We start from the raw sequence: 15,809 nt of genomic DNA, 5'->3' as shown, positions 1-15,809 counted from the left end.
TGTCCCCGACGGCATCGGCCGCATACCGTACGGTCGTGCGCATGACGAACACGGGGTTGCTCTCGCCGCTGTCCGGCACCGACGCCGTCGCCGCGCACCTCGACGACGCGGCGTGGGTCCGCGCGCTGCTCGACGTCGAGGTCGCGCTCTCCCGCGCCGCCGCACGGTACGCCCTCGTCCCCGCGGAGGACGCGGAGGAGGTCGCGGCCGCGGCCGGCCGGCTGGCCGCGGACCCGGACCGCCCGGCCGAGCTGGCGGCGGCCGCCGTCGAGGGCGGCAACCCGGTGATCCCGCTGGCCCGGTTCCTCCGGGAGGCCGCGGGCCCGGCGAGCGGCGCCGTGCACCCCGGCGCGACCAGCCAGGACGTCATGGACACGGCGTTGGTGCTGCTGGTCCGCCGCGCCGCACCGACCCTGCTCGCGGACCTGCGCGGCGCCGCCGACGCCGCGGCCCGACTGGCCGCCGCCCACCGGGACACCCCGACGATCGCCCGCACCCTCGGCCAGCAGGCGCTGCCGACGACCTTCGGGCTGGTCGCCGCGGGCTGGGCCGCCGGGCTCGACGGTGCGGCCCGCGAGCTCGCGGCCCGGGTCGACGCGCTGCCCGTGCAGTTCGGTGGCGCGGCCGGCACCCTCGCGGCCTCGTACCCGCACGGCCCCGCCGTCGCCGACGCCGTCGCCGACCTGCTCGGCCTCGCCCCGCAGGGGGTCCCGTGGCACACCGAGCGCACCCGGATCGGCACGCTGGCCGGGGCGCTCGGCGTGGCCGCCGGGGCGTGCGCGAAGCCGGCGACGGACGTCGTGCTGCTGTCCCAGACCGAGGTCGGCGAGGTCTCGGAGGCGGCGCCGGGCGACTCGTCGGCCATGCCGCACAAGCGGAACCCGATCGCGGCGATCACGGCCCGGGCCTCGGCGCGCCGGGCCCCCGGTCTGGTCGCGACGCTGCTCGCGGCGATGGACCACGAGCACCAGCGAGCGGCCGGTGCCTGGCACGCGGAGTGGGGCACGCTGACCGACCTGCTCACGGTGACCGGTGGCGCCGCGGCCCGGCTGCGCACCAGCCTGGAGGGGCTGCAGGTGCACCCGGACGCCCTGCGGCGCAACCTCCTGCTCACCGTCGAGGGCGAGCCCGACACCGGGCACGCGGGTGAGCTCGTCGACCGGATCCTGGAGGCCCGGTGAGCGCCCCCGGGCCCGCGAGCCACGGGGGGCACGCCGACCACGCCGTGCGTGCCGAGCACGTCCAGTCGCTCGCCCGCGGGCTGTCGGTGATCAAGGCGTTCGACGGGGCCCACCCCTCGCAGACGCTCTCGGACGTCGCCCGGGCCACCGGGCTGACCCGGGCCGCGGCCCGGCGTTTCCTGCTCACCCTCGTCGAGCTCGGCTACGTCCGCACGGACGGCCGGCTCTTCGCGCTCACCCCGCGGGTGCTGGAGCTGGGCTACTCCTACCTGTCCGCGCTGTCGCTGCCCGAGCTCGCCGCCCCGCACCTGGAGGAGCTGGTCGAGACGGTGCACGAGTCCGCGTCGGTCTCCGTGCTCGACGGCGACGACGTCGTCTACGTCGCCCGGGTCGCGACCGCGCGGATCATGGCCGTGTCGATCACCGTCGGGACCCGCTTCCCGGCCTACGCCACCTCGATGGGCCGGGTGCTGCTGGCCGCCCTGCCGCCCGACGAGCTCGACGCCCGGCTGGGCGCCCTCGAGCCCCTGACCGACCGCACCGTGGCGGACCGGGACACGCTGCGCGACGTCCTCGGCGACGTCCGCGCGGCCGGCTACTGCCTCGTCGACCAGGAACTGGAGGACGGGCTGCGCTCGGTCGCCGTGCCGATCCGCGACGCGTCCGGCACCGTGGTCGCCGCCGCGAACGTCAGCACGCACGCGCTGCGCAACAGCACCGCCTGGCTGCGCGACGAGGCCCTCCCGCACCTGCGCGCCTGCGCGGCGACCGTCGAGGCGGACCTGAAGGGGTTGCGAGGGTGACCCCGTCGGGTACCCGTCGCGTGCCCGTGCTGCGATGGGGCCGGAGATGCGACGAGGGGGAGACCCGTGGCCGAGCGACCGATCGTGCTGGGCGTGCAGCCGTGCGGGGAGGGGTCCGATCCCGGGCGGCACCTGGAGCGCCTGACCCTGGCGGCCCGGGGTGTCGACGTGCTGTTCCTCGCCGACCCGCCGGCCACTGCGGGTGGCGCGCCGGCGACCGGGCCCCTCGCCCCATCGGCCCCGCTCGACGCCCTCGCGATCGCCACCCGGGTGGCCCCGGGCGTGGTGGGCACCGGGTTGGTGCCGCAGGTGCCCGCGACCGGCACCGATCCGGTCGCCCTGCACAACACGGTGGCCGCGCTCGACGCCGCCTCGCTCGGCCGGGCCGGCTGGGAGGTCGTGGTGACGGACCCGGTCGCGCCCACCCCGCCGGGCGAGCTGTGGGCCGAGGCCGCGGAGGTCGTCGAGGTGGCGCACCGGCTCCGGGCCGGCGGCGGGACCGGATTCGGCGGCGAGTTCGTGCAGGTGCGCGGGCGGATCCCCGTGCCGCGGTCGCCGCAGGGCGAGCCGGTCGTCGTGATCCGCGCCGACGCCGCGGAGGCGCTGTCCGTCGCGGCGCGGTGCGCGGACGTCGTGCGGATCTCGACCGGGTCCGTCGCGGAGGCCGCGATGCGCCGGCTCGACGTCGAGGCCGCGGCCGCCGAGGCCGGGCGCGACCCGGGAGCGCTGCGCGTGCTGGTCGACGTCGGTGTCGGGGCGGGGGAGGGGTTGCACCATTCCGGCTCGGCGGGGCTGGCGGCACTGACCCGCGAACTCGCGGCGACCGGAGCGGACGGGGTGGTGTTCCTCCCGGTGCGGCCGCGCGGACTGGAGAAGGTGGCCGACGACGTCGTGCCGCTGCTGCGGGCCCACCGGACCCCGCTGCGCACCCTGCGCGAGCGCTTCGGGCTGCCCGTTCCCGCGACCGCTCTGGCCGCCCCCACCGGCTGAGGCCCCGCCGGGCCGTCCGTGGGCCCGGGCGGGCCCAGGTGGGTCTAGGTGCGCAGCCGGGTCTCGATGTCCGCGGGTGAGTCCGGCAGGGCCCGCAGGTCGGCGAGGAGGCGCTCCCGGTCGCGGTCGGCCGGGAGCACACCGGCGAACGGGGCCGCCGGACGGAACTGGGCGAGGCGGAACCGGCGCCGTCCGCTCCGATGGGCCCGGGTGAGGCTCCACCCGAGGAGCGCGAGGGCGGCGAGGGCGAGGATCGATGCGGTCATGGCAGGAAGTCTGCTCAAAGCCACTTCCTGCCAGGAGTGGCAGGGAAGGCACTCTGCGCAAAGATGCCGCCACTATGCTGGCCGCATGCTGCGCAGCGTCGCCGTCCTGGTCCTGCCCGAGCTCGCCGTCTTCGAGTTCGGCGTGTTGTGCGAGGTGTTCGGCCTGGACCGCTCGGACGACGGCCTGCCGGTGCTCGAGTACCGCGTCTGCGGCCTCGAGGCCGGACAGCCCGTCAGCACCACCGGCGGCGTGCAGGTCGTGCCGGAACACGGCCTCGAGGGGCTCCGCGGCGCCGACCTCGTGGCCGTGCCGGCCACGCGCCTGCGGGAGTTCCCGGAGGAGGCGCTCGAGGCCCTGCGCGAGGCGGAAGCCGCCGGCGCGACGCTGCTCACCGTCTGCTCCGGCGTGTTCGTGCTGGCCGCGGCCGGCCTGCTCGACGGGCGGAAGGTCACCGCCCACTGGCACAGTGTCGACGAGCTGCGCGAGCGCTACCCGACCGTCGAGGTGGACCCGGACGTCCTCTACGTCGACGACGGCAACCTGATCACCAGCGCCGGCACGGCGGCGGGCATCGACGCCTGCCTGCACCTGGTGCGCCGCGAGCTCGGCAGCACGGTGGTCAACGGGATCGCCCGCCGGATGGTCGTGCCGCCGCAGCGCGAGGGCGGGCAGCGCCAGTTCATCGACCGGCCCGTCCCGGAGCACTCGGCGGACTCGCTCGGCCCGCTGCTGGACTGGATGCTGACCCACCTCGAGGTCGAGCACACGGTCGCGGACCTGGCGCGGCGTGCGGCGATGTCCGAGCGGACCTTCGCGCGGCGCTTCGTGAACGAGACCGGGACCACGCCGCTGCGCTGGCTCACCCGGCAGCGGGTGCTGCACGCCCGGCGCCTGCTGGAGGAGACCGACCTGCCCGTCGACGCCGTGGCCACCCGGTGCGGGTTCGGCAGCGCGACCCTCCTGCGCCACCACTTCCGCAAGGTCGTCGGCGTGGCGCCCGCGGACTACCGGCGGGTGTTCCGCAGCAGCGAGGAACTCGCCGGCTGAACCATCGCGGGCGTGCGTGGCCCCACTCACCCGCAGGTCGTGCGGCGCGGGTGATACTGGGCCGGACAGACGCGCATTCCCCACCACCTGCGCCCCGGTCACCGCGGCCGCGACTGCCGTCGGCCCCGCCGACCGGGGGCGCGCAAGGAGCAGTGACGTCCGAGATGCCCGCGCAACCGAGAGTGGCAGTGGTCGGGGCCGGCCCGTCCGGCCTGTACGCCGCGGCCGCCCTGTTGGCCTCCGAGATCCCCGTCGACGTCGACGTGCTCGACCGGCTGCCCGCCCCGTACGGCCTGGTCCGTTACGGGGTTGCGCCGGACCACGTGAAGATGAAGTCGGTCATCCGGGTGCTGCAGAAGCCGTTCGCCGACGGTTCCCGCGTCCGGTTCCTCGGCAACGTCCGGGTCGGGGAGGGCGGGATCCCGCTGGAGGTCCTCCGCGAGCACTACCACGCGATCGTCCACGCCTCGGGCAGCTCGGTCGACCGCGCCCTGGGCATCCCGGGAGAGGAGCTCGAGGGCAGCCACGGCTCCGGCGCCTTCGTGAGCTGGTACTGCGGGCACCCGGACTTCGTCGACCTGGACCCGCTGCTCGACCACCCCGGTGTCGTCGTGGTGGGCGCCGGCAACGTCGCGCTGGACGTCGCCCGCGTGCTCGCCCGTGGCCACGTGGAGATGGCGGAGACGGACGTGCCGGACCGGGTGCTGGAGACCCTGCGCGGCAGTGCGGTCGCCGACGTGCACGTGGTGATCCGGCGAGGTCCGGAGCACGTCAAGTTCACCCCGGCCGAGCTGCGGCAGATCGGCGAGCTCGAGGGCGTGCAGGTGCTCGTGCACGACGACGGCGTGCTTGCCGCGGGCGTGCCCGACGCCGTGCTGGAGGAGATGGAGCGGCGGCAGAAGCAGAACCTGACCCTGCTCACCGAGTGGGCCGCGCACGAACCCGGCGACGCTCCCCGGCGGATCCACCTGCACTTCCTCCGCACGCCCGTCCGGCTGGTGGAGGAGAGCGGCCGGGTCGCCGGCATGGTCGTCGAGCGCAACGAGGTGCGCGACGGGAGGGTGACCGGGACCGGTGAGGAGGAGATGATCGACGCCGGGCTGGTGGTCCGGGCGATCGGGTACTCCGGTGAGCCGATCCCGGGCCTGCCCTATGACGAGCGGAACGGCATCGTGCCCAACGTGGCGGGCCGGGTCGTCGAGGGCGACCGGCCGAGGCCCGGCGCCTACGTCACCGGCTGGATCAAGCGCGGTCCGACCGGCGTGATCGGGACGAACAAGGGCGACGCGGTGGAGACCGTCGCCGCCCTGCTCGACGACCTCCACGCCCTGCCGGACCCGGAGTACCCGGACCCGGACTCGGTCCTCGAGCGGCTGGAGGCCTATGGCATCGAGCCGGTCACCTGGACGGACTGGGAGCGGCTCGACGCCGAGGAGCTGCGACTGGGCGAGGCCCGGGGCGGGGCCGAGCGGGTCAAGGTCGCGGAGTTGGCCGACATGCTCTCCGCCGCCCGGGGCCGGACCCGCGTCTGATCGCGTGCGGGAACCATGACGCTCGACAGGGAGCTCAGAGACCGCGTTGTGGAACCATGACGCTCCTCGACCAGCTCAGGAACCGCGTCATGGTTCCATACTGCGGTTCGTCCTAGTACGGGTCGACGGACTCGACGCTCGGCAGGGCGCGGAGGCGGGCCGCGAACTCCGCGGCCTCCTCCGCGGTCATGCTGACCGAGCAGGTGAGCTCGCTGCAGCCCACGCCCTCGCGGACGTCGACCGCCATCTCCTTGACGAGGCCGCCGCAGGCCCGCAGCTCGGCGGCGACCAGCAGCACGCCGTCCATGCCCTGCGTGGTGACGATCGTGTGGCGGCGCAGGATCCGGCAGCCGGCGCGGTACGTGGACGTGGTGGGCCGTTCGACGGTGATGCTCATGGAAGTGCTCCGGGGAGTGCGTTCGTGATGCTGCTGGGAACGCGAGCCAGGTCTCGGCAGGGTTCTCGGCTTCGGGGAGGGCGGGGCGAGAGGTCCCGCTCGGGCGCGACGGCAGCCTGGCTCAGCCGACGCGCGGGGCTACTACGAGCCCGGGGCGCGCGGCGAGGAGGATCGCTGCGATTCGCACGTCCGCCACCGTAGCAGCCGGGCGGGCCCCGCGACACCTGCCCACCCGGAGAGGGGCCACCCGGAGAGGGTGCCGGACCCCGAGAACGGGAGGAGGGGCCCCGCGATGCGGGGCCCCTCCTCCGTGGGACGTGCGGTGCCGACCGTCAGTCGGTCTGGTCCTTGGGTCGCCCAGCGTCCGGCCGGCCGGCCAGCTCCAGCTCCTGCGCGGCCGCGGCGCGCCGGTCGTGCTCCTCGAGCTCGCGGTGGTGGTTCTCGGCGCGGGCCTGCTCGAGGGCCACCGTCTCCTCGACGGGGTCCGGGCCGAGCAGCGAGCCCGCGACCGGCGTCCCGGCCGAGCCCAGCTGGTTCATCCGCTTGGGGACCGGGGCGCCCTGGTACTCCAGCGGGATCGGGTGGCCGTGGGCGTCCACGCCGGCCAGCGGCTGGTGCACCTCGATGAACTCACCGTGCGGCAGCCGCCGGATGATGCCCGTCTCGATGCCGTGCTCCAGGACCGCCCGGTCGCTCTTCTGCAGGCCGATGCAGATCCGGTAGGTCACCCAGTAGGCGATCGGCGGGACCACCAGCAGGCCGATGCGACCCGCCCACGTGGTCGCGTTGAGCGAGACGTGGAAGAAGTAGGCGATCCAGTCGTTGACGCCCGAGAGCACCAGCCAGACGTAGAACGAGATGCCCATGACGCCCAGCGACGTGCGGACGGGGACGTCGCGCGGGCGCTGCAGCAGGTTGTGCAGCGCGTTGTCGCCGGTCATCCTGCGCTCGATCGCGGGGTAGACGCCCGCCACCACGAACAGCACCGGCAGGAACGCGACCGTGGCCCAGAACGCCGCCGGGATCGTGTACGTGCCGAACAGGTAGATCTCCCACGGCGGGAAGATGCGCGCCATGCCCTCGGAGAAGAGCATGTACCAGTCCGGCTGTGAGCCCGCCGAGACGTGCGAGGGGTCGTACGGCCCGAGGTTCCAGATCGGGTTGATCTGCAGGACGCCGCCCATGATGCCCACGACGCCGGTGACGATGGCGAAGAACGCGCCGCCCTTGGCCGCGAACGCCGGGAGGATCCGCACGCCGACGACGTTGGTCTCCTTGCGGCCGGGTCCGGGGAACTGCGTGTGCTTCTGGTACCAGACCAGCGCCAGGTGCACGCCGATCAGCGCGAGCAGGATGCCCGGGAAGATCAGCACGTGGACGATGTAGAGCCGGGGGATGATCTCCATCCCCGGGAACTCGCCGCCGAAGAGCGCCCAGTGGGTCCAGGTGCCGATCAGCGGGATCGAGAGGATGAAGCCCGAGGCGATGCGCAGGCCGATGCCGGAGAGCAGGTCGTCCGGCAGCGAGTAGCCGGTGAAGCCCTCGAGCATGCCCAGCAGGATCAGGAGCAGGCCGATGATCCAGTTCGTCTCACGCGGCTTGCGGAACGCGCCGGTGAAGAAGGTGCGGAACATGTGCGCGACCATCGAGGCGACGAACAGCAGCGCCGCCCAGTGGTGGACCTGCCGCACGAACAGTCCGCCGCGGACCTCGAGCGAGATCTCGATGGCGCTTTCGTAGGCGCGCGACATGTGGATGCCGCGCAGGTTGTCGAAGGCGCCGTTGTAGACGACCTCGGTCATCGACGGGTCGAAGAACAGCGCGAGGTAGGTGCCCGACAGCAGCAGGATGATGAAGCTGTAGAGCGCGACCTCACCCAGCATGAACGACCAGTGCGTGGGGAAGACCTTGTTGAACTGCTTCCGCAGGCCGGCGGCCGGGTGGTAGCGCTGGTCCAGCTCGTCCAGGGCGGCGGCCGCCTTGGTCTTCGGGCCACCGGACTTGGTGACCGGTGTGGTGATGGCGCTCATGGCCTCCGCTCCCAGAATGCCGGTCCGACGGGCTCGATGAAGTCGCTGCGTGCCACGAAGTACCCCTCACTGTCCACGGTAATGGGCAGCTGGGGAAGCGCGCGTGTCGCCGGACCGAACACCGGCCGCGCGTACTCGGTCGCGAGGAACTGCGACTGGTGGCAAGGGCAGAGGATGCGGTTGTCCTGCGTCTGGTAGAGCGACGTCGGGCAACCGAGGTGCGTGCAGATCTTCGAGAAGGCGTAGTAGTCGCCGAAGTGGAAGTTCTCCTGCCCCTGGCGCTTGATCGTCTCCGTGCCCGGCCGGAGCCGGATCAGCATGACCGGGGCGTCCGAGGCGCGCTGCGCGTGCAGCAGCGCCTCCTCGTTGCCCCGCTGCGACTCCCGGTACGGGAACACGGTCTCCATGGCACCGGGTTCGAGGTCCTCGGGGCGGACCCGGGAGATCTCGCCGAGGATGCCGGTGTCGCGGCGCAGGTAGACCGTCTCGCCCGTGATCGAGCCCCACGGGGTGACCCAGAGCGCCGCCTGGTCACCGCCCTTCCACGGGTTGCGGATGAGCGGGCCGAGCGCGGCCACGAGGAAGCCGATGCCGAAGATGCCGGCCGCGGCGCCCGCGGAGCGGGTGATCAGCTTGCGGCGGGCGATGTCGGACGACTTCCCGGCCGACGCCAGCTGGGCCAGGATGGTCTTGCGGTCGACCTCGTCCGAACGGCCGTCGTGCCGCTGCTGGACCGAGACCTCCTCCGGGAAGAACTTCCGCACGTAGGCGATCACGCCGATGCCCAGCGCCAGCACCGTGAACCCGAACAGGAAGCCGATCGCCGGGGTGTACGAGGCGTACCAGCCGTACCCGGGGGCCCCGGGCGAGACGTACTCGTGCGGCCAGGCGATGAACGCGACGATGAAGCCGAGGGCGGAGAGCGCCGCGAGGACGAACCAGAGGGCGACGCCGCGCTCGGCCCGCTTCTCGGCGCGGGTGCCCCGGACGGGCCACTTGGGCGCGTTGTGCACGACCTCGACGTCGTCGAGCGTGCCGGCGAGGCGGGCCAGCTCCTCCTGGCTCATCCCCTCGAGCTCCTCGGGGGTGGGGCGGGTGGGCTGGGCCGACGACCCCGTGTCGGTGGCGCTCAATTCTTCGCTCCCAACCACATTGCGAAACCGATGACGGCAGCGAGGCCGATGACGAAGGTGGCGACGCCCTCGGTCGTCGGGCCGAGGCCTCCGAGGTCGTACCCGCCGACCTGGTTGCTGCCGTTGGTGACGGACTTGACGTACGCGATGATGTCCTGCTTCTCCTCCGCCGTGAGCTGCCGGTCGCCGAACTTCGGCATGTTCTGCGGGCCCGTGAGCATCGCGGTGTAGATCTGCTCCTCGGTGGGCTCCGCCAGCGACGGGGCGTACTTGCCGGACGACAGCGCACCGCCGACGCCGGTGAAGTTGTGGCAGGAGGAGCAGTTCAGGCGGAACAGCTGGCCGCCGCGGGCCGGGTCGTCGCCGCGGAGGGCGGCGCCGGTCAGCGCGGGGGTCTCGGGGCCGCCGCCGTGGGCCTGGACGAAGGCGCCCAGCGCGTCGAGGTTCGCCCGGCCCTCCTCGGTGTCCGGGTCGAACTCCGGCAGCGGCGGCTTGCGCATCGCCTGGGCCTCCTGGCGCGCCAGCGGCATGCGCCCGGAGGAGACCTGGAAGTAGACGGCGGCGTCGCCGACGCCGATCAGGCTGGGCCCGCGCTGCTCGACGCCCTGCAGGTTCGAGCCGTGGCAGGTGATGCAGGCGGAGTTGTAGAGCTCCTGGCCCTTCGCCACCAGCGCGGCGTCCGGCTGCGCGACGGCCTGGTTCTGCTCGGCGTTCGGCGCGAAGAGCGTGTAGCCGGCGCCGACCGCCAGCAGGGCGACGCCGATCGCGAGGAGACCGGCGAGCTTGCGCCGCATCTTGCCGTGCGGGCGCCGCTGCCGGGGCGCGGGTGGGGTGGTGGTCTCGGTGGTCATCGTCGGCGTCTAACCCTCACGGTCGGCGTTCGGTGCTTCCGGGGAGCGGGGTTCGCTACCGGATGAAGTAGATGACGGCGAACAGGCCGATCCACACGACGTCGACGAAGTGCCAGTAGTAGGACACGACGATCGCCGCAGTGGCCTGCGCCGGGGTGAACTTGCTCAGCCTGGTCCGGATCAGCAGGTAGACGAACGCGATCAGACCACCGGTCACGTGCAGGCCGTGGAAGCCCGTGGCCATGTAGAAGACCGTGCCGTAGGCGCTGGACGAGATCGTCGTCTCGTGCTCGGTGACCAGCGTGTGGTACTCGTTGATCTGCCCGAGCACGAAGAACGTGCCCATGAGCAGCGTCAGCGTGTACCAGCGGCGGAGGCCGAACACGTCGCCGCGCTCGGCGGCGAACACCCCGAACTGGCACGTGAAGGACGACGCCACGAGGACGATCGTCACGACCAGCGCGTAGGGGACGTCGAGATGGGTCGGCGGCGGGGGCCACTCGCCGACGTTCTGGGCGCGCGCGGTGAAGTAGATCGCGAACAGACCGGCGAAGAACATCAGCTCGCTGGACAGCCAGACGATGGTGCCGATGCTGACCAGGTTCGGTCGGTTCAGCGAGTGGATCCGCGCGCTGATGTTGGGAGCCGCTGTCGTCACGCGGGCATTATGACCCCACGCGAACTTCTACAGCCTGTCGGGATACCCACTTCGTCAGGCCGAACCGGTCGGACAACGCCCGACCAGCCCCTGGCGGTTCCCGCGCGTGCGCGCCCGACGGTGTGAGGGTGATGACTAGTATGCGGCGGGTGAGCAGCGCCGGAAGCCTTCCCGCGAGCACCAGCCCGTCCCCGTCGTCCGGGCGCCGGACCTGGAACGTGCTGGTCTACAGCCACCGTTCCGAGGTCAGGGAGGCCGTCGTGACGGCGGTCGGGCGGCGCCCGGCGCCCGACCTCGGCCGGATCCGGTACGTCGAGGCGGCCGGGGTCGCCGAGGTGCTCGCGGCGTGCGACGCGGGCGAGGTCGACCTCGCGATCCTCGACGGCGAGGCGCAGCCCACCGGGGGCCTCGGGCTCGCCCGGCAGCTGAGGGACGAGATCGCCGACTGCCCGCCGATCGTGGTCTCGGTGCGGCGCGCGGACGACCGCTGGCTGGCCACCTGGTCGCGCGCCGACGCGGTGCTCGTCCACCCGCTCGACCCGCTGACGGCCGCCGAGACGGTGGCCGACGTGCTACGCGGGCTCGGCGACGGGCCGGACGGCGCCGCTCCCGCCCGCCGCTGATGGCCGAGCAGACCTGGCCCGCCCTGCTCGGCCGGCTCATCTCCGGCCGGGACCTCGCCGCCGAGGACACGGCGTGGGTGATGGACCGCGTCCTCTCGGCCGAGGCCACCCCGGCCCAGCTCGCGGGATTCCTCGTCGCGCTGCGGTCCAAGGGCGAGACGGCCACCGAGATCACCGGGCTCGCCTCGGCGATGCTGTCGCACGCGCACCGCGTCACGGTCGACGGCCGCGCGGTCGACATCGTCGGCACCGGCGGGGACCAGGCCAACACGGTCAACATCTCCACGATGGCCGCGATCGTCGTCGCCGCCGCCGAGGTGCCGGTGGTGAAGCACGGCAACCGGGCCGCGTCGTCGTCGTCGGGGGCGGCGGACGTCCTCGAGGCGCTCGGCGTGGTCATCGACCTGCCGCCCGCCGCTGTCGCGCGCTGTGTGGCGCGGGCCGGCATCGCCTTCTGCTTCGCCCCGGTCTTCCACCCGGCCATGCGGCACGCCGGACCGGTGCGCCGCGAGCTCGGCGTGCCCACGGCCATGAACATCCTCGGCCCGCTCACCAACCCGGCGCAGCCGTCGGCCGGCCTGGTCGGGTGTGCGGATCCGCGGCTCGCCCCGGTGATCGCGGAGGTGCTCGCCGGGCGCAGGGCCTCCGCCCTCGTGGTGCGGGGCGACGACGGGCTCGACGAGCTCACCACCACCACGACCAGCGCGGTCTGGGTCGCCGGTGGGGGAGAGGTGCGGCGGGCCACCGTGGACCCGACCCGCCTCGGCATCGGCCCCGCCACCCGGGACGACCTGCGCGGCGGCGACGCCGCGGCCAACGCCGAGGTCGCCCGCGACCTCCTCGCGGGCAAGCAGGGCCCCGTCCGCGAGGCCGTGCTGCTCAACGCCGCCGGTGCGCTCGCGGCCTACGACGGCCCGGTGACCGACCTCGACACGGCCCTGTCCGCCGGTCTGGAGCGGGCGGCCCGCGCGATCGACTCGGGCGCGGCCGAGCGACTGCTCGCGACGTGGGCCGAGGTCTCCACACAGCTCAAGGGGTAGGTGGGTGGGTCGGGTCCGCCCGCCCCGCCGCGCCGGTCGCGCCCTGTCCTCCGGCCGCCGTGATCGTTGCGAGCGAGACGGGAGCGCTGCTCCGTCGACCGTCGGGTGACTCTCGCGGCGTCACGGTGCGGGCGCGGGCGGGCCGGGCGATCGCGGTTGCCTCGCTAGATCGTCGCCGGATCGGTGCGGGCCCCTGCGAGTCGCCCTCCGGCTTCGCGTGATCGCTCCGGGGTGGGAGGGGAGTGCGGGAGGGGAGTGCGTTTCAGCACTGTCCAGTGACGCTTCGTCATGGGTCGCTGACGCTTCGTCATGGGTCACTGACACTTCGTCATGGATCACGTCGAGGGCCGGCGGATCGGCTCGAGGCGGTCCTCTCGCGCTGGGTCAAGTCCGCTGTTGTGCTGTCGGTCTCCCGGAGTCGCGGTTTGGTCTCCGTGATCGTTCTGAGCGATACGTGCGGGCGGCTTCGACGACTGTCCTGTCCCTCTCACGGTGATCATGTGGCCTCGAGGTCCGTCGGATGGGCCGAAGCGGTCCTCTCGCGCTGTCGTGCTGTCGGTCTCCCGGAGTCGCGGTTTGGTCTCCGTGATCGTTCTGAGCGATACGTGCGGGCGGTCTCGACGACTGTCCTGTCCCTCTCACGGTGATCATGGGGCCTCGAGGTCCGTCGGATGGGCCGAAGCGGTCCTCTCGCGCTGTCGTGCTGTCGGTCTCCCGGAGTCGCGGTTTGGCCTCCGTGATCGTTCTGAGCGATACGTGCGGGCGGTCTCGACGACTGTCCTGTCCCTCCCACGGTGATCATGTGCGTCGAGGCCCGTCGGCACGCCGGCGTGGTCGCCGGCTCTTCGCGGCCGTGTCGGGCGATCTCACTGATCGTGACCGGTTCGGCGACTCTGCGTCAGACACGCTGTTCGGACGCGTGGTTCGTGGTTCGAGCTCTCGAGGGTGCTCGCTGCACCGGGTGACGCCCGTCCGGGGACGCGGTCACGCCTTCGAGGGGCTTTGGTCGCTTCGCGGTGACGTAAAGCGCACATGCGCATCATGATTCCCGCCAGCACCACCTACCTCAACGACATCATGAGGTGCGGCGGGTAGTGACAGGCGTACTGCGCAGAGTCACCGCACCGCCGGGCCGCGTAGCCCGCCCGGGCGACGGTGGTGCAGGCGAAAGGCGATCCGATGAAACTCCGAACCCGCAGACACCTCGCCCTGATCGCGACGATCGGTGCCCTGGGCCTGATCGGGCCCGGCGTCGCGCTCGCCCACGGCACCGCGAGGGAGATCCCCGGCCCCGCACCGACCGCCCTCGCACCGACCGTCCTCGCGCAGACCGGCTCCGCGCCGGCCGGGTCGGGGCTGCTCCCGGCTCCCGGCGCGGCCGGGCCGGTCGCGCCGGCGGCCGGCGTGGAGGCGGCACCGGCAAGCCTCCCGACCTCCCCGGCAAGCCTCCCGACCTCCCCGGCAACTCTGCCGGCGGCCCCGGAAACCCCGCTGACCTCCCCGGAAACCCCGCCGCCCCCGCCGGGTACCGCACCGACGGAGCCGCCCGCCGGCTCGACGGCCGTGGGAACCGCGCGTACCGATCCGGCGACCGGGTCGACGGGTCCGGGAACCGTGGATCCGGTGACCGGACCCATGAACCCGGCCACCGGGCCCACGAACCCTGCCCCCGGACCCACGAACCCGGGGACCGAGCCCACGAACCCGGGGACCGAGCCCACGAACCCGGGGACCGAGCCCACGGCGCCGGTGGGCGCGCCGGTCGTGGACCCCGCGACAGTCGCCCCGTCGGCGGGCAGTGCCGTGGCCGGACCCGGTGCGGGCGCGGTGCAGGACCCGCCGGCGGTACCGCCGCCAGCAGTGTCGTCGCCCACACCGTCGGCGCCCGACGTGCAGGAACCGCCTGCCGTGCCGCCGCCCGCGCTGCCGACACCGCCGGCCGAGCCGGATACCGCTGCCGAGAGGTACGGCTGGGGCACCCCGCTGCCGGAGTCCGACGAGTTCGACTACACCGGCTCCCCCGACTCCGCCAAGTGGCACACGATCGACGGGTGCTGGGCCGGCCACAACGGCAACGGAAAGCGCTGCGGCGCCAACAGCACGGTGGACGGCGAGAAGCTGATCCAGAAGGGCAGCGAGAACGGCGACACCGGCTGGCTGGCCTCGACGCTCGACCAGCAGTACGGCCGGTGGGAGGCGCGGGTCCGCTCCTTCAACACGGGGGAGTCGGGCAAGGAGTACCACCCGCTGCTGATCGTCTGGCCGGAGTCGGACCGCTGGCCGCAGGACGGTGAGTACGACTTCCTCGAGAACCAGGCACCCGGCGAGGACTGTGCCAACGCCTTCATTCACTACCCGCACCCGCGGATGCCCGTCCAGCAGGAGTTCCTGGAGGAGGAGGACTGCGGGGCGCCGCTGTCGGAGTGGCACAACATCGCCTTCGAGTGGACCCCGGACCACGTGCGCGGCTACATCGACGGCAAGGAGTGGTACACGCTGGAGGACGGCGCGGGTCCCGGTGGCCGGAAGAACATCCAGGACATGCCCTCCGGGCACCTGACCATCCAGTTCGACAACTTCCACGGCGGCGGGATGCGCGAGGCCAGCTACGAGATCGACTGGGTGCGCATCTACTCGCTCGACGGCGGAGGGGGTCCCGCGGCCGGCGAGCCGGACCCGGGTCCGGCGGCCGGTGAGCCCGCCACGGGCGGCGGCCAGGACGAGGGATCGATGACCGAGGCGGCGCCCGCCGCGTCGTCCACCCGGGCGTCGTCCTTCGACGCGCTCCACTCGGGCTGACCCGATCGTCCGCTCCCCCACCGGTGGCGGCCTGGCACGGGCCGTGCGGGTGCGCGACAGGGGTGCCGCACCTCGCCGTTCGCCGATCGCGGTCCGGTGTGGAGCGCGGCACCGCGAACCCGGCTGCACTAGCCTCCGCAGCGAACCGTCCCGAGGCCTCGTGAGAAGGAGAGCCCGTGATCACCGCGATCGTCCTGGTCCACACCCTCGCCGACCGGATCCCCGAGACCGCCCAGGCGATCGCGGACATCGAGGGCGTCGCCGAGGTCTACTCGTGTGCCGGCGACGTCGACCTGATCGCGATCGTGAAGGTCCGCGAGCACGAGCAGCTCGCCGACCTCATCGCGGGGAAGATCTCCAAGGTCGAGGGCGTGCAGCACACCGACACCCACATCGCCTTCCGCTCCTACTCCCGCGCCGACACCGAGGCCGCCTTCTCGGTGGGCTCGAACTGAGCC

General features: G+C 73.2%; 15 protein-coding genes. 9 read left to right on the top strand and 6 right to left on the bottom strand.

Going from position 1 to position 15,809, the window contains the following annotated elements:
• Window positions 1-41 precede the first annotated feature (41 nt).
• The 3 genes from ACL02T_RS11700 to ACL02T_RS11690 all read left to right on the top strand — a co-directional run bounded on the left by ACL02T_RS11700 (window position 42) and on the right by ACL02T_RS11690 (window position 2,974).
• Window positions 42-1,181, top strand: a complete 1,140-nt coding sequence (locus ACL02T_RS11700; RefSeq protein WP_412830677.1) for a lyase family protein — start codon at window positions 42-44, stop codon at window positions 1,179-1,181.
• The gene (locus ACL02T_RS11695; RefSeq protein WP_412830676.1) at window positions 1,178-1,984 is read left to right on the top strand and encodes an IclR family transcriptional regulator domain-containing protein; all 807 of its coding nucleotides are present in this window, start codon (window positions 1,178-1,180) and stop codon (window positions 1,982-1,984) included. Before ACL02T_RS11700 ends, ACL02T_RS11695 begins: the two co-directional genes overlap by 4 nt.
• A gap of 66 nt (window positions 1,985-2,050) precedes the next feature.
• Window positions 2,051-2,974: an LLM class flavin-dependent oxidoreductase gene (locus tag ACL02T_RS11690; protein WP_412830675.1), complete on the top strand. Its 924-nt coding sequence runs from the start codon at window positions 2,051-2,053 to the stop codon at window positions 2,972-2,974.
• Window positions 2,975-3,018: 44 nt separating this feature from the next.
• Here the strand turns inward: ACL02T_RS11690 and ACL02T_RS11685 are convergent, their stop codons facing one another.
• On the bottom strand, window positions 3,019-3,240 hold the full coding sequence (locus tag ACL02T_RS11685) for a hypothetical protein (protein ID WP_412830674.1): 222 nt from the start codon (window positions 3,238-3,240) through the stop codon (window positions 3,019-3,021).
• Window positions 3,241-3,325: 85 nt separating this feature from the next.
• Here ACL02T_RS11685 and ACL02T_RS11680 point away from each other — a divergent pair, with 85 nt between their 5' ends.
• On the top strand, window positions 3,326-4,288 hold the full coding sequence (locus ACL02T_RS11680; protein WP_412830673.1) for a helix-turn-helix domain-containing protein: 963 nt from the start codon (window positions 3,326-3,328) through the stop codon (window positions 4,286-4,288).
• 164 nt (window positions 4,289-4,452) lie between these two features.
• A complete protein-coding gene (locus tag ACL02T_RS11675; protein ID WP_412830672.1) occupies window positions 4,453-5,820 on the top strand; it encodes an FAD-dependent oxidoreductase in 1,368 nt (455 codons plus the stop codon).
• Window positions 5,821-5,932: 112 nt separating this feature from the next.
• On the opposite strand, the gene ACL02T_RS11670 is transcribed toward ACL02T_RS11675, so the two are convergent.
• The 5 genes from ACL02T_RS11670 to ctaE all read right to left on the bottom strand — a co-directional run bounded on the left by ACL02T_RS11670 (window position 5,933) and on the right by ctaE (window position 10,889).
• Window positions 5,933-6,217, bottom strand: a complete 285-nt coding sequence (locus ACL02T_RS11670; protein ID WP_412830671.1) for a hypothetical protein — start codon at window positions 6,215-6,217, stop codon at window positions 5,933-5,935.
• A gap of 332 nt (window positions 6,218-6,549) precedes the next feature.
• The gene (qcrB, locus tag ACL02T_RS11665) at window positions 6,550-8,247 is read right to left on the bottom strand and encodes a cytochrome bc1 complex cytochrome b subunit (protein WP_412830670.1); all 1,698 of its coding nucleotides are present in this window, start codon (window positions 8,245-8,247) and stop codon (window positions 6,550-6,552) included.
• A complete protein-coding gene (gene qcrA, locus ACL02T_RS11660) occupies window positions 8,244-9,380 on the bottom strand; it encodes a cytochrome bc1 complex Rieske iron-sulfur subunit (protein ID WP_412830669.1) in 1,137 nt (378 codons plus the stop codon). Before qcrA ends, qcrB begins: the two co-directional genes overlap by 4 nt.
• Window positions 9,377-10,231, bottom strand: coding sequence for a cytochrome bc1 complex diheme cytochrome c subunit (qcrC, locus tag ACL02T_RS11655; protein ID WP_412830668.1), 855 nt, complete (start codon window positions 10,229-10,231; stop codon window positions 9,377-9,379). The genes qcrA and qcrC overlap by 4 nt, the downstream gene beginning before the upstream one ends.
• Before the next feature lie 55 nt (window positions 10,232-10,286).
• The gene (ctaE, locus tag ACL02T_RS11650) at window positions 10,287-10,889 is read right to left on the bottom strand and encodes an aa3-type cytochrome oxidase subunit III (protein ID WP_486362904.1); all 603 of its coding nucleotides are present in this window, start codon (window positions 10,887-10,889) and stop codon (window positions 10,287-10,289) included.
• Window positions 10,890-11,107: 218 nt separating this feature from the next.
• On the opposite strand from ctaE, the gene ACL02T_RS11645 reads away from it, so the two are divergent.
• The 4 genes from ACL02T_RS11645 to ACL02T_RS11630 all read left to right on the top strand — a co-directional run bounded on the left by ACL02T_RS11645 (window position 11,108) and on the right by ACL02T_RS11630 (window position 15,806).
• Complete coding sequence (locus tag ACL02T_RS11645) at window positions 11,108-11,512, top strand: response regulator (protein WP_412830815.1); 405 nt, start codon at window positions 11,108-11,110, stop codon at window positions 11,510-11,512.
• Entirely contained in the window at window positions 11,512-12,552 is a 1,041-nt protein-coding gene (gene trpD / locus ACL02T_RS11640; protein ID WP_412830667.1) for an anthranilate phosphoribosyltransferase, read from the top strand. Before ACL02T_RS11645 ends, trpD begins: the two co-directional genes overlap by 1 nt.
• 1,179 nt (window positions 12,553-13,731) lie before the next feature.
• Window positions 13,732-15,351, top strand: a complete 1,620-nt coding sequence (locus ACL02T_RS11635) for a hypothetical protein (protein WP_412830666.1) — start codon at window positions 13,732-13,734, stop codon at window positions 15,349-15,351.
• 176 nt (window positions 15,352-15,527) lie between these two features.
• Complete coding sequence (locus ACL02T_RS11630) at window positions 15,528-15,806, top strand: Lrp/AsnC family transcriptional regulator (protein ID WP_412830665.1); 279 nt, start codon at window positions 15,528-15,530, stop codon at window positions 15,804-15,806.
• Window positions 15,807-15,809: the final 3 nt, after the last annotated feature.

The sequence above is a fragment of the Pseudonocardia oceanicola genome, from assembly GCF_047200735.1.
Taxonomy (GTDB): Bacteria; Actinomycetota; Actinomycetes; order Mycobacteriales; family Pseudonocardiaceae; genus Pseudonocardia.
This window is presented reverse-complemented; position numbering and strand designations above follow the sequence as displayed.